Source organism: Pseudarthrobacter sp. IC2-21 (genome assembly GCF_034048115.1).
GTDB classification, from domain to species: Bacteria; Actinomycetota; Actinomycetes; order Actinomycetales; family Micrococcaceae; genus Arthrobacter; species Arthrobacter naphthalenicus.
On sequence record NZ_CP139145.1, the window covers coordinates 415,647 to 435,333 of the forward strand.

General features: G+C 69.0%; 18 protein-coding genes and 1 pseudogene. 12 read left to right on the forward strand and 7 right to left on the reverse strand.

Going from position 1 to position 19,687, the window contains the following annotated elements; all coding sequences use genetic code 11:
* Positions 1-122: 122 nt before the first annotated feature.
* From SBP01_RS01950 to SBP01_RS01965, 4 genes are all read right to left on the reverse strand, one after another.
* Positions 123-1,226 (reverse strand): YihY/virulence factor BrkB family protein, encoded by a 1,104-nt coding sequence (locus SBP01_RS01950; protein ID WP_275213960.1) that lies wholly within the window; start codon positions 1,224-1,226, stop codon positions 123-125.
* 94 nt (positions 1,227-1,320) lie between these two features.
* Positions 1,321-1,977, reverse strand: coding sequence for a DUF3618 domain-containing protein (locus SBP01_RS01955; RefSeq protein ID WP_320537302.1), 657 nt, complete (start codon positions 1,975-1,977; stop codon positions 1,321-1,323).
* Complete coding sequence (locus SBP01_RS01960) at positions 1,974-2,405, reverse strand: phage holin family protein (RefSeq protein WP_320537303.1); 432 nt, start codon at positions 2,403-2,405, stop codon at positions 1,974-1,976. Before SBP01_RS01960 ends, SBP01_RS01955 begins: the two co-directional genes overlap by 4 nt.
* Positions 2,405-3,442, reverse strand: a complete 1,038-nt coding sequence (locus tag SBP01_RS01965) for a hypothetical protein (RefSeq protein WP_320537304.1) — start codon at positions 3,440-3,442, stop codon at positions 2,405-2,407. Before SBP01_RS01965 ends, SBP01_RS01960 begins: the two co-directional genes overlap by 1 nt.
* Positions 3,443-3,641: 199 nt before the next feature.
* Here SBP01_RS01965 and SBP01_RS01970 point away from each other — a divergent pair, with 199 nt between their 5' ends.
* Together SBP01_RS01970 and SBP01_RS01975 are read left to right on the forward strand one after the other, a co-directional pair.
* Complete coding sequence (locus SBP01_RS01970) at positions 3,642-4,397, forward strand: hypothetical protein (RefSeq protein WP_320537305.1); 756 nt, start codon at positions 3,642-3,644, stop codon at positions 4,395-4,397.
* A gap of 160 nt (positions 4,398-4,557) precedes the next feature.
* A pseudogene (locus SBP01_RS01975) lies at positions 4,558-5,379 on the forward strand (sigma-70 family RNA polymerase sigma factor); the annotation flags it as partial.
* Between the two features lie 89 nt (positions 5,380-5,468).
* Here SBP01_RS01975 and SBP01_RS01980 read toward each other — a convergent pair.
* Complete coding sequence (locus tag SBP01_RS01980) at positions 5,469-6,440, reverse strand: glycosyltransferase family 9 protein (protein WP_414004316.1); 972 nt, start codon at positions 6,438-6,440, stop codon at positions 5,469-5,471.
* 121 nt (positions 6,441-6,561) lie between these two features.
* Between SBP01_RS01980 and SBP01_RS01985 the strand changes: the two genes are divergently transcribed.
* From SBP01_RS01985 to SBP01_RS02015, 7 genes are all read left to right on the forward strand, one after another.
* Positions 6,562-7,098, forward strand: coding sequence for an HAD family hydrolase (locus tag SBP01_RS01985; protein WP_320537307.1), 537 nt, complete (start codon positions 6,562-6,564; stop codon positions 7,096-7,098).
* Entirely contained in the window at positions 7,098-8,198 is a 1,101-nt protein-coding gene (locus tag SBP01_RS01990; protein WP_320537308.1) for a glycosyltransferase family 9 protein, read from the forward strand. Before SBP01_RS01985 ends, SBP01_RS01990 begins: the two co-directional genes overlap by 1 nt.
* Entirely contained in the window at positions 8,195-9,253 is a 1,059-nt protein-coding gene (locus SBP01_RS01995) for a glycosyltransferase (RefSeq protein ID WP_320537309.1), read from the forward strand. The genes SBP01_RS01990 and SBP01_RS01995 overlap by 4 nt, the downstream gene beginning before the upstream one ends.
* A complete protein-coding gene (locus SBP01_RS02000; protein ID WP_320537310.1) occupies positions 9,250-10,500 on the forward strand; it encodes a glycosyltransferase in 1,251 nt (416 codons plus the stop codon). Before SBP01_RS01995 ends, SBP01_RS02000 begins: the two co-directional genes overlap by 4 nt.
* Positions 10,497-11,186, forward strand: a complete 690-nt coding sequence (locus SBP01_RS02005; RefSeq protein ID WP_275213976.1) for an SIS domain-containing protein — start codon at positions 10,497-10,499, stop codon at positions 11,184-11,186. Before SBP01_RS02000 ends, SBP01_RS02005 begins: the two co-directional genes overlap by 4 nt.
* Complete coding sequence (rfaE2, locus tag SBP01_RS02010; protein WP_275213977.1) at positions 11,183-12,565, forward strand: D-glycero-beta-D-manno-heptose 1-phosphate adenylyltransferase; 1,383 nt, start codon at positions 11,183-11,185, stop codon at positions 12,563-12,565. Before SBP01_RS02005 ends, rfaE2 (SBP01_RS02010) begins: the two co-directional genes overlap by 4 nt.
* Before the next feature lie 61 nt (positions 12,566-12,626).
* Positions 12,627-13,328: an SDR family oxidoreductase gene (locus tag SBP01_RS02015; RefSeq protein WP_275213978.1), complete on the forward strand. Its 702-nt coding sequence runs from the start codon at positions 12,627-12,629 to the stop codon at positions 13,326-13,328.
* Between the two features lie 30 nt (positions 13,329-13,358).
* Here SBP01_RS02015 and SBP01_RS02020 read toward each other — a convergent pair whose 3' ends face one another.
* Complete coding sequence (locus SBP01_RS02020; protein ID WP_320537311.1) at positions 13,359-14,510, reverse strand: glycosyltransferase family 9 protein; 1,152 nt, start codon at positions 14,508-14,510, stop codon at positions 13,359-13,361.
* A 201-nt stretch (positions 14,511-14,711) separates the two neighbouring features.
* On the opposite strand from SBP01_RS02020, the gene SBP01_RS02025 reads away from it, so the two are divergent.
* Genes SBP01_RS02025 through SBP01_RS02035 form a run of 3 tightly spaced genes read left to right on the forward strand, consistent with a single transcriptional unit; the run spans position 14,712 to position 18,752 of the window.
* Positions 14,712-16,208, forward strand: a complete 1,497-nt coding sequence (locus SBP01_RS02025; RefSeq protein ID WP_320537312.1) for an aldehyde dehydrogenase family protein — start codon at positions 14,712-14,714, stop codon at positions 16,206-16,208.
* Positions 16,205-17,812, forward strand: coding sequence for a D-glycero-beta-D-manno-heptose 1-phosphate adenylyltransferase (gene rfaE2 / locus SBP01_RS02030; RefSeq protein WP_320537313.1), 1,608 nt, complete (start codon positions 16,205-16,207; stop codon positions 17,810-17,812). Before SBP01_RS02025 ends, rfaE2 (SBP01_RS02030) begins: the two co-directional genes overlap by 4 nt.
* Before the next feature lie 40 nt (positions 17,813-17,852).
* The gene (locus tag SBP01_RS02035; RefSeq protein ID WP_320537314.1) at positions 17,853-18,752 is read left to right on the forward strand and encodes a fused MFS/spermidine synthase; all 900 of its coding nucleotides are present in this window, start codon (positions 17,853-17,855) and stop codon (positions 18,750-18,752) included.
* Here the strand turns inward: SBP01_RS02035 and SBP01_RS02040 are convergent.
* Complete coding sequence (locus SBP01_RS02040) at positions 18,749-19,651, reverse strand: LysR family transcriptional regulator (protein WP_320537316.1); 903 nt, start codon at positions 19,649-19,651, stop codon at positions 18,749-18,751. The two genes, SBP01_RS02035 and SBP01_RS02040, sit on opposite strands and share 4 nt — an antisense overlap.
* Positions 19,652-19,687 lie beyond the last annotated feature (36 nt).

Below are 19,687 nucleotides of genomic sequence, written 5' to 3' on the forward strand. Positions count from 1 at the left end.
GAGGCCACCTCGCCGCCGACCCCGCTTCACCCCGGACTGCCGGCCTCTGATTGCTGGTCACTGACCGCCCGGGAAACCCACAGGATCTACAAAACAATTTTCTCCCATCCCGGGGGTCCTGCCTAGTCCCGTTCCCGCGCCGGACTTTGCGCATCCTGTCCGTTCTCGGCGTTGTGCTTCTCGCGCAGTTCACGGCCGAGCCGGACGTCTTCCTCTTCCTGTTTCTGCAGCTTGTCGCTTCTCTTGGTATCCCGCGGCGGCAGCTGGATGGTCTCCTCAGCCTCGATCCCGGCCTGTAGCTGCCTTCCCCGCTCCGTCTCGGCGTCGAACTCGGCTCCGAACAGCAGGGACATGTTCAGGATCCAGAGCCACAGCAGGGCGACGATCACACCGCCGATTGCGCCGTAGGTCTTGTTATAGCTGTTCGAGTAGGAGACGTAGAAACCGAAGGCCAGCGAAGCCAGCAGAAACACCACCAGCGCAATGGCGGAGCCCATGCTCATCCAACGGAACTTCGGCTGCTTTACGTTGGGGGTGGCGTAGTAGAGAATGGCGATCGCCACAATGATCAGGACGAGCATCACCGGCCATTTGACGATGTTCCAGACGGTCAGGAAGGCGCCCCCGAGCCCGATCAGGTTCCCCACGGATTCTGCCACCGGGCCGCTTAGCACGAGCATCGCCGCAATCACGACGACGATCAGCAGGTTCACGACGGTGACGCCCAGCATGGTGCCGCGCAGCTTCACGAACGGCCGGCCTTCATCGATCTCGTAGACCCTGTTCATCGCCCGGCCAAATGCCCCGACGTAGCCGGAGGCGGACCAGACGGCGGTGAGGAGGCCCAGGATAAAGGTCAGGCCGGCGGCGGAGGAGCTGGCGAGGTCCTGGACCACCGGGCGGATTGTGTCGACGGTCTGGCCGGGGGCGACACCCTGGACGATGTCGAGCAGGGCGGACGTGGTCTTTTGCGGATCCCCGAAGATCCCGAGGAGGGATACCAGCGCCAACAGGGCGGGGAAGATCGACAGCACTGAGTAGTACGTAAGTGCCGCTGCGAGGTCGGGGCATTGGTCCTTCGAGAATTCCCGCAGGGTCTTTTTGGCGATGTATTTCCAGGACGGTTTGGTGACATCGGTGGGGCTGCCGGGCTTCCGGGCATCGTCAGGTGCCGGGGCCTGGCCCGCCTTGGCGGTGCTGGTTTCGGATGAATCATGAGCGGCCATGAGGTGTCCTCTCAGGTTGTTAATGACCAGGCCGGCCCTCCCGGAACGGGGGGACCGGCCTGACTGTGATGCTGCATGGGGGTATCTGTACCGGTCACGTGTTTTGGACGGTGTCCTTGGCGTCGGCGGCGCGGTCTTTGACGTCGGCTGCGGCGAGTTGGCTTTCGGCTTTGACGTTCTGGGTGGCGTCGGTGGCGGTGGCCTTGACGTTTTCCATGGCTTCGCGGGCTGGTTCCTTGAGTCCTTGGGCCATGTCTTTGGCGGCCTCGGTCAGCTCGGTGGTCATGGGCTCGGCGGCGGTCTTCAGGGCGTCGGCAGCTTCGCGTTCTTTCTCGCTGGCGGGGATCAGGGAGGAGAGCAGCATCCCGGCGCCGAACGCGATCAGGCCGGCGGCCAGGGGGTTGCCCTGGGTTTTGGCTTTGACCTGGTGCGGGGCGTCGCCGATGGCCTCGCCCGCGTCGCTGAACTTTGCCGAGACGGCGTCGGTGGCGTTGTGAAGGGTGTCCCCGGCGCCGTGCCCGGTTCCCTGGCCCACGCGCTGGCCGGTGTAGGCGTTGGTGTAAGCGGGGGTGGTGTCGTTGGTTCCCATGACCTTCTCCTTCACTCCGAACACCGCTTCCCTGACTTTGTCGGTTTGGCGGTGGACGATGTTGGACGGGGTGACTTTGTCCGCGACGGCGTCAACGTTGGTGCCCAGGCGGGCGCGGGTTGCTTCTATGTCTGCACGGATTGCGTCCGGGTTCTCGCTCATCGTTTTACCTCACCGGGTTTCAGGGTTGGGGGGATTTCTGAGAGGGTCTGGCTGGTTTGGGGCAGGCCCTTGACCGCTTTGAGTTCCTTGCGGCCCACGGAGGCCAGGATCGCGGCGATGATGGCCCAGATCACGGCGACGACGACGGCGGACCAGCCCAGTCCCATCAGCTCGCCAAGGGCGTACCAGAGGGCGATCGAGAGGAAGAGCAGGACGAAGTGTCCGGCGACGCCGGCGCCGGCGAGCATGCCGCCGCCTTTGCCGGTTTTGGTGGCGGACTCTTTGAGTTCGGCCTTGGCGAGCTCGACTTCCTGGCGCATCAGGGTGGACAGGTCGCGGGTGACCTCTCCGAGCAGGTCACCGAGCGAGGTGTTGTCCGCCTTCACATGCGCCTCCGAGGGAGGCGGCTCCGGAATCTGGCTGCTCATCACAACCTGCCGTTCTGGCCGTCCGCGGAGCGGTCCCGCGTCAGCGGGTCATTGGCCATGGGATCGTCAGCGAGCTCCCGCTCCCGCAGGGGATCGTCCGCGAGGCGGTTATCGGACCACGGCTCTTCCGCAAGCTGGGGGCTGTCCAAGGGGCTGGCGGGACGGGCAGGCTCACCAAAGCTGCTTCCCGGCGCGCCGCCGTCGAACCCTGCTGTGGTGGTGGCCGGACCGGGGAGTTGAACGGGCGGAGGCTGGACGGTACCGCCGGCCGCAGGTGTGTAGGCACCGCCGGTTCCCGTGTACGCATCGCCGGACGGTGCGTAGCCGCCGGGGCCTGCCACGTGCTGGCCGCCGGTTTCGGCGTAACGCGCACCCGTGGAGCCCTTTGCTGACTCCGGGGCGCCGGCGCTGAGGCTGCGTGTGAGCCGGCCGGCCAGCACGCCGGCTCCGGCGGCAAGGAGCAGGAAGGTTCCGGGGCGCTGCCGGGCGAAGCTCTTGACCTCGTTCAGAAGCGAGCCGGGATCGCGGCCGTCAAGCCATGCCGCCACGGAACTGGACCGCTCCGCGGCCTGGCGGACCAGGTCTGAGGCAACACCTGGCTGGTCTGATGCGCGGGCCATGGAATGCAACTCTTCCGAAATTGAGCGCAGGCCACTGGCAACTTTCTGCTGCTGCGCGCCGGCCTGATCAGTGAGGTCACTGCGTGCCTGGTGGAGGAGGTCCTTCGCGTTTGCTTTCGCCTCCGATGCGACATTTGCTGCTTCGGTCTTGGCGGCCTCGGCCACGTTCTGGGCTGAATCTGCTGCGGTCCGGGCGACGTCTGCTGCCTCGTCCTTGGCCGCATCGGTGCGGGACCCGCCCGCTCCGGCGCCGGTGGGGGCAGGGGCCGCCGGCGGGGGTGCCACGGAGCCCGTTGTGGCGGCAGGCGGGAAGGTGCTGGGGCTGCGTTCCGTGGTGAAGCTGGATTCTTCTGTGGAGCCGGAAAGGCCTGGAGAAGCCGTAAATGCCGGGTCCTCTGGCCGTTGGTTCTCTGTCATCTTCGCTCTCTCTTTCCAAAGAAGGCCGGTTGTTGATCAAGAACCAGCCATGCTGGCCGTAAAATAGTAAGCATGGTTACTAATAGAACATAAGTACCCTTGCTGGTTAATTTCAAACGAGTAACCAATCAGCGGGTCCGAGCTGTCGGTATTTTCGGCGTTATGGCCCGGTCGAAGCGAATGGAAAGAGGTGGGTAGCTTGGACATTGCACCCTGGGTTTGGGTTGTTATTGGCATTGTTGTGGTGGTCCTTATCGTTGTTTTCCTGGTGACGGGCCGTCGGCGCCGGGCAATGCAGCAGAAGCGGGACGAGGCCAACCGCCAAAAAGCCGCTGAAATACGCCGGAAGGCCGAAGAGGTTGAGCTTGATGCGCGTGAGAAGGAAGCCCGCGCGAGCCGGGCCCGCGCGGACGCGGAACAGGCCCAGGTTCAGGCCGCGCGGCTCAAGCAGGAAGCCGAGCAGAAGTCCAATGATGCGCGCTCCCTCCGCGAGGATGTGGCGAGGCATACCGAAAAGGCCAACTCCATTGATCCGGATGTTCGTGCGGACGGGGACGCGGGCCGCGGCCGGGGCAATGTGGACCGGGACGCCATGGGGCGGGATGGGCATGCCGACACCCGCATGGGTCACAGCGCCGACCTCGGCCGGGAGGCTGTCGGCCGGGACGATGGCATGAGCCGCGACGCTGTTAACCGGGAGGGTGCCATGGGCCAGGACGCCACGAGGCGGGACGCTGTGGACCGGGATACGCATGGCGATCTCCGTCGGGAGTCCTACCCGGATGGCCGCAGGGAAGCGGCCGAGGGCGCCGTCGGCGGTACCAGGCAGGCCGAGCCCCGGGCGGAAAATTTGGCGGAGACCCAGCAGGTGGAAGGTTCCGAGCGTGTCCAGGCTGAGGAGCTTCGGCGGCGCCGCGAACGGACCGAGGGTGACACGCCGGGCTCCGCGATCTAGGCGCGTGGATACCCAAAGATCTTTATAGCAGTTCCTGCGGGGTGGTTGGCCGGCGAATCGGTCAACTGCCCCGCAAGCATTGTTTTATAAGCAGGCTTATGATTTCCTACTTCTAAGTCTTGCCACAGGCTTTCGGATCATCACCCGGAGGACGCTGACAATGCCCGAACTCCTCGCTGTCCTTGCCCGAAATACCGCTCCTTCCCGCGCGCTGCCCCCGGTTCTTCACCCCGCTCTGCCGCCTGCTCAGTGCCCGCAGCGGCCGGCCGGGCAGCCGCCGCAACAACCTCCCGAGCCGGCGCCGGAAACGCCCGCCCCCACCGGAGCGCCCGCCACCACCCAAGCGCCAATCTCCAAAGGGGGAAAGCTCCGGGAAGCCTTTGAAAACGGGCTGGTCCTGGATTACTTGGATCTCGCTGAAGCGCTGGCCGCACGCTTCGAAGCCCGCGGCCGCGAACGGGCGGATCTGAACCAGGTGGCCTACCTCGGCCTGGTGAAGGCCGCGAAGGGCTTCGATCGCAGCAAAGGGGACAGTTTCCCCGCCTACGCCGCTCCCACCATCACCGGCGAACTCAAACGGTATCTGCGGGACCGCAGCTGGATGGTCCGGCCGCCGCGGCACATCCAGGATTTACGCTCCCGGCTCTTCCGGGCAGAGCCGGAACTCACCCAGGCGCTCGGGCGGACTCCCAAGGTTTCCGAACTTGCCCAACACCTGGAGGTGGAATCCGGCGAGGTGCTGGAGGCCATCAGCGCTGCCAGCAGCCTCCACCCTGACTCGCTCGACGCCGTCCCTCCCCATGGCGGGGCACTGCCGGCTTCCGAGGTCCTTGCCTGCGCCGACACGCCCCTTGAACGCTTGGAGGAACTCTCCTGCCTGCGCGTGGCCATGGGGGAACTGAACGCCGCAGACCGGGAGCTGCTGTACCGCCGGTACTTCTGCGAGGAGACGCAGGTGGAACTCGGCAAGCGGCTCGGCATGACCCAGATGCAGGTTTCGCGGCGCTTGGCACGTGTCCTCGTGGACCTGCAGCGCCGGCTCCTGGACAGCAGCCGGCCCGTGGAGAACGATCAGGGTTCGGGCGGCAGCCCGGCCGCCGCCAGCAACACATCCTCCACCGTCACGCCCAGCAACGCCGGATCCGGGCTGTCCGCGAAAGGGTCACCGCGGCGCAGGTCGTCCCGCGTCAAAACCACATGAGGGCCAGGAGGCGGCCCCCAGCGTCCGGGGCCAACCGGGCCGAAAAGCACAATCGAGGGGCGGCCGTAGGCAGAGGCCAGATGTGCCGCCCCGGTGTCGGCAGAGATGACCAGCCTCGCGGCAGCAACGCAGGCGGCGAACTCCCGCAGCTGCAGGCTGCCCGCCAGCACGGCGCTGCCCGCTAATCCGGCCTGGTCACAGATTTCCAGTGCGCGCCTGCGCTCCTGGCTGCTTCCGGTAAAAACGACGCGGTGGCCGTTGTCAGACAGGCGCCTGGCCACCTTGGCAAACCGGTCTGCCGGCCAAAGCCGGCTGGCAAAGGCCGCGCCCACATGGATCACGGTTGCACCGGCAACCCGTGCCGCTATCGGGGGGACGTCCAGGCTCACGTCGTGGGGGTCGGCGGCGATCCCGTGCCATTGCAGGAGGCGGGTCCATCTGGCGCGCTCGTTGAGGTCTTCCACCCAGCCCGGCCCGTCCACGCCCCTGCCATGGTGCGCCACGACCAGCCTGGGTCTGACCTCCTGGAGCAAGGCTGTGCTTTGCGGGCCCTTGCCATGGAGATTAACGGCGATATCCACTGATCCGCGCGGAAGGGGGAGGGGCTCATCCAGGCCGCGGACAGGCAGCAGTCCATAACCGCCCACCAGCTCAACGGCATCGGCCAGCCATTCAGGGGACGCGTAGAGCAGGTGATGGTGCGGGAAGGCCCTGCGCAGGGCATGCAAGGCGGGAACAGCGACGAGGAGATCGCCCAGACCCAGGGCACGGAGCACTACCAGGCGGGGACGGGCACCGCCGTCTTCCGCGGTCTGTGGCGACATCCCTGCGCGCGGCAACATCACACTGCCCTCCCTGGGAACGCCACGATGCCCCTGCGATGAGGCTCGTTCCGAGGAGTCTATTCCGGGGAAATGCCCGGTGGCTTGTTTAGGAACTGCCCCGCCGGGGAACTACGTCCATATGGGAAGCTCCGTAACATCGCAGCTCAGGGCTGTCCTGTTCGACCGGGACGGCACCTTGGTGGTCGACGTCCCCTACAACAGCGACCCGGGCATGGTCCGTGCCATGCCCGGGGCCAAAAGCGTGTTGGATTCCCTCCGTGCCCGGGGCCTGGCAGTTGGAGTCATCAGTAATCAGTCCGGCGTCGCGAGAGGCATCCTTACCGAGGCGGACGTGGCCGGTGTCAACGCCAGGGTGGAGGAACTCCTGGGTCCCTTTGACGTGTGGGAGGTGTGCTTCCACGGGCCAACAGATGGCTGTCCATGCCGCAAACCGGCGCCCGGCATGGTGCACAGCGCCTGCCGGCGCCTGGGAATCCACCCCTCTGAGGCAGGGCTGGTCGGCGACATCGGCAGCGACGTCGGGGCGGCCGAAGCTGCTGGGGCCACGGGAGTCCTGGTGCCCACCCCGGTCACGCGGTCCGAGGAAATCACCGCAGCAAAGCTGGTGGCACGGGATCTGGCCGGGGCAGTGGACCTGCTGCTGGGGGGTGCCTGATGGGCCGGGTTCTGGTGGCCCGGCTGGACAGCCTGGGCGATGTACTGCTGGCGGGCCCGGCCGTGCGCGCCGTGGCCAACGGTCGGCAGCCCGACGGGAGCCAGTCCAATTATGTGGCAATGCTTTGCGGCCGGCAGGGCGAAGCGGCGGCGGCGATGCTGCCCGGCGTGGGGGAGGTCTACAGCTGGGACAGCCCCTGGATCATGAACCCCGCGCCGCAGATGACCGGCTCCCATGCCGACCGGCTGATCGATTATGTGCGCAACTCCCGGATCACCGAGGCCGTCATCCTGACCTCCTTCCATCAGTCGCCGCTGCCGCTGGCACTGCTGCTGCGGCTGGCGGGCGTGGAGCGGATCAGCGGCGCCTCCACCGACTATGCGGGCTCCCTGCTGGACGTCAGGCTCAGGCCCGGCGAGGACATTCCGGAGGACCAGCCCGAAGCTGAGCGGGCCCTGGGGATCGCGCGGGCAGCCGGCTTCCAGCTGCCCCGCGGGGACGACGGGAAACTCCGGGTGCATTCCGTTCCGGACGTCATGGACCTGGTGGGGGAGGGACCTTACGTGGTGGTTCATCCCGGCGCAGCTGTTCCCGCCAGGGCCTGGCCGCCGCTGCATCACGCCGCCGCCGTGGAACTCCTGGCCGGAGCAGGACATCGCGTGGTGGTGACCGGCGGGCCGGCCGAGATGTCCCTGACCGCCACCGTGGCAGGACCGTCGGCACAAGACCTTGGCGGCCGCACGGACCTGCGCACCCTTGCCGGCGTCCTGGCCGGCGCTGACGCGGTGGTGACGGGAAACACCGGGCCGGCCCACCTGGCCGCAGCTGTGGGAACACCGGTGGTGTGCCTGTTTTCCCCCGTGGTCCCCGCCGTCCGCTGGGCCCCGTACGGCGTCCCGCTGGAGCTGCTGGGAGACCAGAATGCTGCCTGCCGCCTGACCCGGGCGAGGATCTGCCCGGTCCCCGGGCACCCGTGCCTGGATTCGGTGTCTCCGGAAGACGTGATGCAGGCGGTGGAACGCCTGATCGGCGGCGTGGCTTCCCTCAGCACGCACGCGAGCACCCGGCTCGGCACGCGCAGAAAGGACCGCAGCCCATGAGGATCCTGTTGTGGCACGTCCACGGATCATGGACCGACGCGTTTGTCCGCGGCAGCCATGAGTACCTCCTCCCGGTGCTCCCCGGGGGCGGCCCCTGGGGCTTGGGCCGGGCGGACAGGGACTGGCCGGACTCCGTCCGGGAGGTGGCGCTGGCGCACCTCGACGCGGACACGATAGACGCCGTCGTGCTTCAGCGGCCGGAGGAAATCGGGGAGGTGGCAGAACGGCTCGGCCGCCGTCCCGGCGGTGACCTTCCTGCGGTGTTCGTGGAACACAACACGCCAAAGGTGAATTTCCCGTTCAGCCGGCACCCGCTGGCTGACCAGGACAGCATTCCGGTGGTGCACGTGACGCACTTCAACAAGCTCGCCTGGGACACCGGGCGGGCCCCGTCGCTGGTGGTGGAACACGGCATCCCGGACCCGGGCCACCTGTACACGGGCGAACTGCCGGAGCTGGGCGTGGTGGTGAACGAGCCCGTGCGCCGGGGTCGGGTGACCGGAACGGACCTGCTGCCGGCGTTCGCTGCCGTGGCCCCGGTCCATGTGTTCGGGATGAAGACCGAAGGCCTGGCCGCCGCGGCCGGGTTCGAAACCTCCCGGCTCCGTCTCCGCGGTGACCTCAAACCCCGCGAGCTCCACCGCGAACTGGCCCGCTGCCGGGTCTATGTCCACCCCATGCGCTGGACGTCGCTGGGGCTGTCCCTCCTGGAAGCCATGCACCTGGGCATGCCGGTCCTGGCCCTCGCCACCACGGAAGCACCCCGGGCGGTCCCGGCGGAGGCAGGCACGGTATCCGCCGACGTCGGGGAGCTCCTCCACACCGCCCGGCGCCTCCTCGCCAATCCGGAGGAGGCCCGGCGGCGGGGTACTGCGGCGCGTGAAGCGGCCCTCGCACGCTACAGCCTGGGCAGGTTCCTGGCTGACTGGGACGCGGTCCTTGCGGAGCTGCGGCCCCGGCGTCTGGCCAGCAGAAGCCCGGGTGACGGCGAACCGTCCAGTGAACGTCAGGAAGAGCAGATCCTTGTTCCGGCGCGAGAGAGGAAGTCCCCATGAGAATCTCCATGGTTTCAGAACATGCCAGCCCGCTGGCCGCGCTGGGCGGAGTGGACGCCGGTGGCCAAAACGTCCACGTTGCAGCATTGTCGGAGGCCCTCGCCGCCCGGGGCCACAGCGTCACCGTCTACACCCGGCGCGACGCACCGCAACTGCCCCGGCGGGTGCCGGTGGGCCCACGGCTCGAGGTGGTCAACGTGGACGCCGGGCCTGCCCGCCACATCCCCAAGGATGAGCTGCTCCCGTTTATGGGGGCTCTCGCGGACGGCATCGCCACGGACTGGGGCCAGCAGCCGCCGGACGTGGTCCACGGCCATTTCTGGATGTCGGGTCTCGCGGCGCTGGACGCTGCCGGCCGGTATGCGGGCTTCCGGGTCCCGGTGGTCCAGACGTTCCATGCGCTGGGCACCGTCAAACGCCGGCACCAGGGCGCCGATGACACCAGCCCGCGGGAGCGCCGCTGGCTGGAACCGGGCGTGGGACGTTCCGCTGACCGGATCATCGCCACCTGCCCGGATGAAGTTTTCGAACTCCGGGCCATGGGCATCGACACGGCCAAGGTATCCGTTGCGCCGTGCGGCGTGGACCTTGGACTTTTCACGGCCGACGGGCCGGTCGCCCCGCGGCCGCGCAGCCACCGCATCCTCTCGGTGGGGCGCCTGGTGCCCCGCAAGGGCGTTGACCTGGTGATCCGTGCGCTTCCGCAGCTCGCCGCGGCGGGCTATGACGACGTCGAACTCCTGATCGTGGGCGGCGGTGCCGAGGCGGGGCTGCTGGAGTCCGATCCGGAGGTGCGCCGCCTCCTGGCGTTGGCCGCGGAACTCGGTGTCAGGGACAAAGTGACCCTGCTGGGCCACGTGCCCCGGGCTGAGATGCCGGCGATTTTCCGCAGCGCTGACGCCGTGGTGTGTGCCCCCTGGTACGAGCCTTTCGGGATTGTCCCGTTGGAAGCAATGGCGTGCGGGGTCCCCGTGGTGGCTGCCGCCGTCGGTGGCCTCCGCGACACCGTTGTGGACGGCGGCACGGGGATCCACGTCCCGCCGCGGGATCCGCAGGCCATCGCCTCCGCGCTGACACGCCTGCTCGGCGAGCCCGCACTGCGCGCAGAACTGGGCGCGGCCGGGCAGCGGCGCGCCCGCTCACGCTATTCATGGCAGCGGGTGGCCGCCGAAACCGAAAAGGCATACGAACTGGCGGTGGCGGCAATGCCCGCCGGGCAGGTCCGGATGGAAGGAGTTGCGCTGTGACTGCCGAATGGTCCATCCGGGAGCAGGACCTGCAGACGCTGACCGCGGACCCGGCGTTTCCTGCCACACTGCCCGGACTGGCGGCGGACAACGCCGCGGCAATGGACGCCGTCCACGTCCACCTGGACAACGTCCTTCCCGCGCTGGATTCGCTCCGCAGCCAGGCCGGCCGGCTCGCCGCCTGGGGCGTGGAACTGGCGAACCGGCTGCTCAGCGGTCAGCGGCTCCTGGCCGCAGGGAACGGCGGATCCGCCGCTGAGGCACAACATTTCACCGCGGAACTCGTGGGCCGGTTCGATGGTGAACGCCTCCCGTTTTCCGCCATCGCGCTGCACGCGGAAAGTTCCGCCGTGACCGCCATCTCCAACGACTACGGCTACGAGGAGGTGTTCGCCCGGCAGGTCCAGGCCCACGGCCGCATCGGCGACGTGCTGGTCCTGCTGTCCACCAGCGGCAACAGCCCCAACCTGCTCCGCGCGGTGGAAGCGGCCGGACGCGTGGGCATCACCACCTGGGCGCTCACCGGTTCCGGGCCCAATCCGCTCGCCGCTGCCTGCGACGAGGCGGTCCTGATCGATGCGGTCAACGCCAACGCCCAGGAAGGCCATCTGATCGCGTTGCATGCACTCTGCCGGGCCTTTGACTTGGAGGTCCGTCGCCGGGCCTCGGGGATGGGGCTGCCATGAGGATCGTTGTGGTGGGTGACGCGATCCTGGACGTAGACCTCTGCGGTGAAGCCACCCGGCTCAGCCCCGACGCGCCCGTCCCCGTGGTGGATGTCTCCACCGTCAGGCGGCGCGCCGGGGGCGCCGGACTTGTCGCCCGGATGCTGGCAGAGGACGGCTGGCCGGTCACCTTGGTCACCGTGCTGGCGGACGACGACGCCGGGCGGCATGTGGAATCCGCGCTCGCCGGGGTGAAGGTGGTGGCAGGTCCAAGCGCCACCCCGACGCCTGTCAAGACCCGCGTGCGGGCAGGGCACCAGGCAGTGGTCCGTTTTGATGAGGGCTGCGGACCGCCGGAGGCGCCGGAAACCACCCCTGCCATGCTCCGGGCTGTGGCCAAGGCCGGTGCCATCATTGTGGCCGATTACGGTCGCGGCCTGGCGGGCAACCCGCAACTCCGGGAACTGCTGGAGCGGATGGCCGACGACGTGCCCATCGTCTGGGACCCGCACCCCTCCGGCGCCCGCCCCGTCCCCGGCGTGGCAGTGGTGACGCCCAACCTCGCGGAAGCTCATCAGGCCGCGGGCACCCGGACCGGTGGCCCCTTCGGACCGCCGCGTGCGGACGGCGCCGGCGGTGTCGCCGCCATCCTGCTGGACGATTGGCACAGCCGCGCGGTCCTGGTCACCACCGGAGAGAAGGGCGCCACGCTGCTGCTCGAACGGGACCGCACACCCCGCCCCATCCTGGCGCCGCGGGTAGTGGCCGCCGATCCCTGCGGAGCCGGGGACAGGCTGGCCGCGAGCATCGCCGCCCACCTGCTGCAGGGGCGGGACCTTGAGGACGCTGCCGTGCTGGCCGTCCACGAGGCAGCCGAATTCCTGGCCGCCGGCGGAGTGGCCTCGCTGCCGGACCGGCACGGCAACGGAAAGTTCCGGCGGCGGCCCGCGGAGCCGCTGCTGCTGGTTCGCCGGGTCCGGGACAACGGCGGCAAAGTGGTGGCCACGGGCGGCTGCTTCGACCTGCTCCACGCCGGCCACGTCAGGTCCCTGGCCGCTGCCCGGGAACTGGGTGACTGCCTGGTGGTGTGCCTGAACTCGGACGCATCCGTACGCAGGCTGAAGGGCGAGCAGCGTCCCATCATGGCCGAGCAGGACCGGGCGGAGCTGCTGCTGGCCCTGGAATGCGTGGATGCGGTCATGATCTTCGACGAGGACACCCCGGAAGCCGCCCTGCAGAGGCTGCGCCCCGACATCTGGGTCAAGGGCGGCGACTACAACGGTGAACATCTGCCCGAAGCGGAGCTGGTGGAGAGCTGGGGCGGGCGCTGCGTCACCGTCCCCTACTATCCGGCCCGCTCCTCAACCCTCCTTGCAGAGGCCCTCGCGAAAGTCAGCTGACCTCTCACGCCGATTCCTCAACAGCTCCACCCCCGGAGCCAACCCCATTGGAAGGAACACCATGAACACTGACTCATCCTGGCCCGGCCGGGTCCTGGTCACGGGAGGCGGCTCCGGGCTTGGCGCCGCCGTCGTTGATGCCGTGCTCAAAGCCGGCGGGACACCGGTGGTCCTTGACCGCGATATCAGCACGGTGTCCGGCGTCAAGGCCTTTGAGGTGGACGTTGCGGACCGGGCCGCGGTGGAGCAGACCGTCCGGGAAGCGGCGGAGTCCCTGGGCGGGCTGGATGCCGTGGTCACGGCGGCGGGCATCGACCGCTGCGGCAAACTGGCCGATGTCGCGGCGGAGGAATGGGAGAAGGTGGTCGGCGTCAACCTGCTGGGCACCGTCTCGGTGGTCCGGGCGGCGCTGCCTTATCTCAAGAGCTCGCACGGCCGGGTGGTGACGGTGGCATCCACGCTGGCTAAGCGGGCGGTGGCTGATGCCACGGCCTACTGTGCGTCCAAGTTCGGCGTACTCGGCTTCACCCATGCCCTGGCGGCGGAGACGGCCGGGGAGATCGGTGTGACGGCCATGATCCCGGGCGGCATGAAGACCCACTTCTTCGATGACCGGACCGAGCAGTACCGGCCACAGGACGATTCCCGCCTGAACAGCCCCGGCAACGTGGCCCAGGCCATTTTGTTTGTGCTGGCCCAGCCGCAGGGCTGCGAGGTCCGGGAGATGCTGATCTGCCACGCGGAGGAAGGATCCTGGCCGTAACGCGCCCGTCTTCACGGCCCGCTGTGCGGTTCACAGCCCCAACAGGCTGCGGACGTCCACGTACACGTCCTCCCACCGGATTCCGGCCACCAGCGAATCGTTGTGGGGGCAGCGCGGAGCCGTCCAGCCAACCTGTGTGACGTCCGCGCCGCACACGGGGCAATGTGTCACCCAGGAAAGGTGGACCCGGTGCCGCCCGCGCCCCAGGGGCCCGGAGGTCAGGGCGTTTCCGGCCCAATAGATGCCTACGGTAGGGGCACCGAGTGCCTGCGCCAGGTGACGGGGACCGCTGTCATTGGCCAGCACCGCATCCGCGCGCGCCAGCAGTGCGGCCAGTTCGCCGAGCCCCAGCCTGCCGGCCACGGAGGACACCCGGCTTCCGCCGGCGGAACGGCCGCCCGTGGAAGGACCTCCCGTGGAACGCCCGACGGCGGCACTCACCACGGCGGCCGCCAGTTCCGTTTCGGTGTGGTCACCGATCACCACCACCGTGGCGCCGTCGTCGGCTGCTGCCTTGGCGACTGCCCCGAAACTCTCCGCCGGCCAGTGCCGGCGGGGGTCCGTGGCGCCGGGATGAAGCACCAGGAGCGGCCGGTCCGTCCGCGGCAGCGCGGCGCCCAGCACGGCCGGGAGCCCGGCCACGAACTCCGCCCGCGGGTTCAACCGCGCCTCCAGCAGGACCGGCGGGGCCCCGGCCAGCCCGGCAACTTCCAGGGCACGGGTGGGTTCGTGCTGGTAATACGTGTACGGCAGGGTGCGTTCCAGGGGCTCGGCGTCCGGGGTCGCGGAGCCCACCGTGTGCCGCGCCCGGACCTGCAGCAGGAACGGGTTGGAGAACCGTCCGCCGCCGTGAAGCTGCACGGCGAGGTCGAACTGCCGTGCCCGGGCCGCGCCGAAGAAGGTGGCCAGGGCGGCCGGATCCTCGGGGCCGGGCCGGACCCCTTCGGCAGCGGGCAGCACCATCACATCGTCCAGGGGCGTGTGGGTGGCGGCCAGGAGGGCTTCATGGGCGGGCGTGCCCAGCAGGGTCACTGCACTGCCGGGATAGGCCGCCTTCAAGGCGGACACGGCAGGAAGGGCAAACATCAGGTCGCCGAGTCCGCCGCCGCGCAGCAGCGCGATCCGCGAAACCCCGGCAAACCTCTCCAGCACCGGTCCCACGCCGCCAACGGTTCGTTCCATGCGCTGCCCCTCCCGTGCTGCCGGCCACCTGGCTCACGCCTGCGCCTGGCCATGCGCCCACGCTTGTTCTCCAGCCTGTGGTGCCACCCTACGGATGCCGGGCACCGCTGGCTACACATGGATTCTGTGCCCGAATCCGGCGTGTAAACATCCTCTCCCGGGGTACGGGACCGCAAGGAGAAGTACGTACGGAGGAGATCCATGCATACCACCGCCACACCCACGCCGCCCGCCGCCCGGCAGGTTGACGGCCCCGGACTGACCATCACCGATCCCCGCACCGGGGAGTATCTGTGGTCCATCCCCGAGGCCGGACCGGACGAGGCGAATGACGCCATCCGGATTGCCCGGAGCGCGGCCGCCGGCTGGGCCGCGGTGGCGCCGGCGGAGCGGGGTGCCGCGCTCCGGAAGGCGGCACGGGCCCTTGACGCAGCGGCGGAGGAACTGGCGGGCCTCAACAGCCGCGAAACCGGACGCCCGTTTCAGGAGGCGCTCGCCGGAATCGCTGCCGGGGTGTCCACGCTGGAGCAGTACGCCGAGATCGGCCCGTTGCACCGGGGACACAGCCTGCTCGGCAGCAGGTCCGCCTCTGACTACACCGTTGCCGAACCCCGGGGTGCGGCGGTGCTCCTCACTCCCTGGAACGATCCTGTTGCCGTGGCCTGCGGCCTCATCGGCGCGGCCGCGGTCACCGGCAACACCGTGCTGCACAAACCGAGTGAACGCTGCCCCCGGCTCGGTGAGGTCCTGGGGGCGGTGCTGACGACGGCATTTCCGCCCGGGGTCCTGCAGACTGTGTCCGGCGGGGCCGGTGTGGGCACCCTCCTGACCCGGGCCGGCGTCGACGTTATTGCGCACGTGGGATCCAGCGCCTCGGGCACCCTGATCGCCGGCGCCGGGGCTCAAACGGGGGCCCACGTGATCCGCGAAAACGGCGGGAACGATCCCTTGGTGGTCGACCGGGATGTGGACCCGGTCTGGGCGGCCGAGCAGGCTGCCATCGGTGCCTTCAGCAACAGCGGGCAGATCTGCACCGCGGTGGAGCGGATCTACGTCCACGAAGCCATCGCGGCCCGTTTCTGTTCAGCCTTGGAGGCCGAAGCGGCGCTCCGCAACCACAACGGCAGCGTGGCCCCGCTGGTGGACACCAGGCTCCGGAACAGTGTCCATGCCCAGGTGTCGGAGGCCCTCGAACAGGGTGCGCGGGCGGTGGAGGGCGGTGTTGTTCCCGAGGGGCCGGGCGCCTTCTACCCGGCCACGGTCCTGCTCGAGTGCACCGACGCCATGCAGGTCATGACGGAAGAGACCTTCGGTCCGGTGGCTGCGGTGCGGGTTGTTCCCACGTTCGAGGACGCGCTGCGGCTGGCGGGCAGTGGGCGCTACGGCCTGGCCGCCACCGTCCTGACAGGCAGTATCGCCCACGTTCAGAAAGCCATTGCGGCCCTCCCGGTGGGCACTGTGAAAATCAACGAGGTGTTTGGCGGTGCGCCGGGCGGATCGGCTCAGCCCCGGGGAGCCAGCGGCGAGGGGTTCGGCTACGGCCCGGAACTGCTGGATGAATTCACCCGGGTGAAGGTGGTGCATGTGGCCGCGCCGCCGTCTTTTGCCCTGCACCTGCCGGACGAGCCGGCGCCGGAACCGGTGCCGGCCGAACAGATGGCGGAACAGGTGCAGGACCCGAACGGGAGCCCGCAATGACCCGGGCGCACGCAACCGGGGCCGGCGATCTTTTCAGCGAGCGCGGCCTCTCCGGCGAGCGCGCCCTCTCCGACGAGCGCGCCCTCTCCGGCGGCCTGCCGCGCCGGCTTGCGGCCGAACGGCCCGCCATCCTGGTGGTGGGGGATGTGATGTTGGACGGCTGGTGGAGCGGCACCATCGAACGGCTCTGCCGCGAGGCACCCGCTCCGGTGGTGGACATTGCCACGCGCGCATTCGCCCCGGGCGGTGCCGCAAACACGGCGATGAACCTGGCCGCCCTCGGAGCCCGGGTATCGGTGGCCGGCATCATCGGGGCAGACGACGCCGGGGCCACCCTACGCCGGCAACTCGAATCAGCCGGCATCGACGTGACGCACCTGCACTCCCATCCGGACATGGTCACCACCACCAAGATCAGGATCAGCAGCGGCGGTCAGGTGATGCTGCGGATCGACGACTCCGCCAGGGCTGTCCCGGCCGACGCGCTGGCCGGGCTGGCGGCCTCGGTGCGCTCCGCCGTCGGCGACCAGGACGCCGTCGTGGTGTGCGACTACGGTACCGGCGTCCTGGCCGATCCCGTCCGGATTGCCCTTGAGGAGGCGCTGGCGGGGGACGGGGCGTACACAGCCGGGGGTGCCGCCGTCGGCCGCCCCCTGACAGTGGTGGATGCGCACGATCCCCATCCCTGGGCCGGGCTGCAGCCGGACCTGGCCACACCCAACGCCCTGGAGGCTGCCCGGTTGCTGGGTCTGCGCCTGCCGGAGGGCCCCGGCCGGGTGGATGCCCTGGCCGGGCACCGGGAGGCCCTGTTGACGGCAACGGGGGCGGAGGCGGTGGTGGTGACGCTGGACAAGGACGGGACTGCGCTGTTCACGGCCGACGGCGGGACTCACCGCACGTGGGCGCGGCCGGCAGCGGAGAAGCAGGCGTCCGGCGCGGGTGACACGTTTGTGGCCGCCCTGACCCTGGCCAGGTCGGTGGGCCTCCCGCTGACCACCAGCCTTGATCTTGCCCAGGCGGCTGCGGACGTGGTGGTGCACCAGCCCGGAACCTCCGTCTGCAGTACGGCCCAGCTTGGCCGGCACCTGGAGAGCTTCGCCGACACCGTCCTCGGCGCGGACGAACTTGCGCTGCAGCTGGCCGCGCACCGGGCCCGGGGCCAGCGGATCGTGCTGACCAACGGGTGCTTCGACGTGCTGCACAGCGGCCATACCCGTTACCTGAACCAGGCCAAACAGCTGGGCGACGTGCTGGTGGTCGCGCTGAACAGCGACGCCTCAGTCCGCAGGCTCAAGGGCCCGGGACGGCCCATCAACCCCGGGGCTGACAGGGCAGCGGTGATCGCCGCCCTCAGCTGCGTGGACTACGTGACCATTTTCGACACCCCCACGGCCAGCCCGCTGATCACGCAGATCAAACCGGACATCTACGCCAAAGGCGGTGACTACACGCCGGAAATGCTGGCGGAGACCGGCGCCGTGGAGGACTACGGCGGACGCGTGGCCATCCTGGACTATGTGGCGGACCGCTCCACCACCGCCGTCGTCCACCGGATCCGCGCCGGCGTGGGGGGAGAGGTCTCCGAAGCCGCGGATCCAGGGTGAGCAACTAGGGTTGAAGCATGACTGAGGCGGCACACGGATAATGGCGAAGCGCGGCAAGTCAGGCGGCAGGACCAGCGGACAGCGTTCGACGGCGGGCGTCGTCGACGTGCCCAAGGGGACCCGCCCGGACGGTCCCATGGAGGGCGTCTACTACATTGATACCGGCGACTGTGAGCTGATCGCGGACCAGGACAACTCGAACGGCTGGCTGCTGAAGATCAACGGGGTGATGAGCTCCCACATCGATCTCGCAGATCCCCTGTTCCTGGACTTCGAGTACATGCGCTGGATGGCCGCGCTCATCGAATCCCGCTGGCCACCGAAGGCCGGCGAAAAGCTGCGCGGCCTGCACCTGGGCGGCGGCGCCTGTTCCCTGGCCCGCTACTTCCACACGGCCTACCCGGACGCCCGCCAGGTGGTGGTGGAGGTGGACGGCAAGCTGGCCGAGTACGTCCGCGGCTGGTTCGACCTTCCCAAGGCGCCGCTGCTCCGGCTGCGGGTAGGGGAGGCGCGGGAGGTCACCGAAACGCTGACGGCGGACACCCGCGATTTCATCATCCGGGACGTCTTCGCCGGCTCCCTGACACCGCGGCCGCTCACCACGGCCGAATTCACGGAGCACATCAAACGGGTGCTCGCGCCCGGCGGCATCTACGTGGTCAACTCGGGCGACGCCCCGGACCTCAAGAATGCCCGCGAGGACGCCGCCACCATCGCGGCCGCCTTCGAACACACCCTCATCATCGCCGATCCCGCCATGCTCAAGGGCCGCCGCTACGGCAACATGGTGATGGCCGGCAGCGACACGCCGCTGGACGGGGATCCGCAGCTGGCCCGCAGGCTCCTGGGCGGCGCGGTCCCTGCCCATATCTGGAACGACACGCAGGTGCGGGCCTTCGCCGCCAACTCACCTGTCCGCCACGACCCGGGAAGTGATTAGGCCCTTCCCCTCCCCAGCAGAAACTCCCGGTGCACAGCCGTCTGCTCCCGAAGGGCCTGGACGACGGCGGCCACGGCCGGGCGGCGCATCGAATCCGGCCGCAGGACCATCCAGTAGGGGAGGAGCTCGGCAAAGTCGTCGGGGAGCAGCCGGACCAGGTCGGCATGCAGGTCCCCCATAAAGCACGGCAGGAAGCCGATGCCGGCCCCGGCGCGGGTGGCCTCCACATGGACAAAAACGTTCGTTGACGTCAGGCCGTCCCGCATGGCCGGGACCAGCCGGCGCGGAGCGTCAAGATCGTCCACCTGCAGCATCGAATCCACAAAGTAGACCAGCGGGTGCTCGGTCAGTTCCGCCACGCTGGCCGGGGTTCCGTTTTCGGCCAGGTATGCGCGCGAGGCGTACATGCCCAGCATGTATTCGCCCAGCCGGACGGCCTCGGCCCGGTGGACCTGGGGTTCGCCCACCACCACTTCAATGTCCAGGCCGGAGCGCTGCTGCAGCGCCCGCCGGGTCATGGTCACCACTTCCACGGCGAGGCCCGGATGGGCGCGGCGCAGCCGGGCCACGGCCGGTGCCGCGATATACGCGCTGAAGCCGTCCGTCGCCGTCATGCGTACGACGCCGGCAACCGGGTCGGGTGCCGTTCCGGCCGGCCCCAGCGCACTCACCGCCTCCTCCACCCGTTCGGCCACTCGCACCGCCTCGGTGCCCAGCTCCGTCAGTTCCCAGCCGCCCGCGGCGCGGGCCAGCACCCGGCCACCCAATGCTTTTTCCAGCGCGGAGATCCGGCGTGAAACGGTGGTGTGGTTCAGGCCCAAAGCCTGCGCCGCCGTCGTAAATTTCCCCGAACGGGACACTTCGAGGAGGACCAGCAGATCATCGGGGTTGGCATTCATATCTGCAATTGTGCACATGGTTGGTGCCGGATTGGC

Excerpts from the sequence above, each read along its gene's own strand:
- SBP01_RS01950 (WP_275213960.1), bottom strand. The coding sequence starts at position 1,226 with ATGGCCGCTCATGATTCATCCGAAACCAGCACCGCCAAGGCGGGCCAG.
- SBP01_RS01955 (WP_320537302.1), bottom strand. The coding sequence starts at position 1,977 with ATGAGCGAGAACCCGGACGCAATCCGTGCAGACATAGAAGCAACCCGC.
- SBP01_RS01960 (WP_320537303.1), bottom strand. The coding sequence starts at position 2,405 with ATGAGCAGCCAGATTCCGGAGCCGCCTCCCTCGGAGGCGCATGTGAAG.
- SBP01_RS01965 (WP_320537304.1), bottom strand. The coding sequence starts at position 3,442 with ATGACAGAGAACCAACGGCCAGAGGACCCGGCATTTACGGCTTCTCCA.
- SBP01_RS01980 (WP_414004316.1), bottom strand. The coding sequence starts at position 6,440 with ATGTTGCCGCGCGCAGGGATGTCGCCACAGACCGCGGAAGACGGCGGT.
- SBP01_RS01985 (WP_320537307.1), top strand. The coding sequence starts at position 6,562 with ATGGGAAGCTCCGTAACATCGCAGCTCAGGGCTGTCCTGTTCGACCGG.
- SBP01_RS01990 (WP_320537308.1), top strand. The coding sequence starts at position 7,098 with ATGGGCCGGGTTCTGGTGGCCCGGCTGGACAGCCTGGGCGATGTACTG.
- SBP01_RS01995 (WP_320537309.1), top strand. The coding sequence starts at position 8,195 with ATGAGGATCCTGTTGTGGCACGTCCACGGATCATGGACCGACGCGTTT.
- SBP01_RS02000 (WP_320537310.1), top strand. The coding sequence starts at position 9,250 with ATGAGAATCTCCATGGTTTCAGAACATGCCAGCCCGCTGGCCGCGCTG.
- rfaE2 (WP_275213977.1), top strand. The coding sequence starts at position 11,183 with ATGAGGATCGTTGTGGTGGGTGACGCGATCCTGGACGTAGACCTCTGC.
- SBP01_RS02015 (WP_275213978.1), top strand. The coding sequence starts at position 12,627 with ATGAACACTGACTCATCCTGGCCCGGCCGGGTCCTGGTCACGGGAGGC.
- SBP01_RS02020 (WP_320537311.1), bottom strand. The coding sequence starts at position 14,510 with ATGGAACGAACCGTTGGCGGCGTGGGACCGGTGCTGGAGAGGTTTGCC.
- SBP01_RS02025 (WP_320537312.1), top strand. The coding sequence starts at position 14,712 with ATGCATACCACCGCCACACCCACGCCGCCCGCCGCCCGGCAGGTTGAC.
- rfaE2 (WP_320537313.1), top strand. The coding sequence starts at position 16,205 with ATGACCCGGGCGCACGCAACCGGGGCCGGCGATCTTTTCAGCGAGCGC.
- SBP01_RS02035 (WP_320537314.1), top strand. The coding sequence starts at position 17,853 with ATGGCGAAGCGCGGCAAGTCAGGCGGCAGGACCAGCGGACAGCGTTCG.
- SBP01_RS02040 (WP_320537316.1), bottom strand. The coding sequence starts at position 19,651 with ATGAATGCCAACCCCGATGATCTGCTGGTCCTCCTCGAAGTGTCCCGT.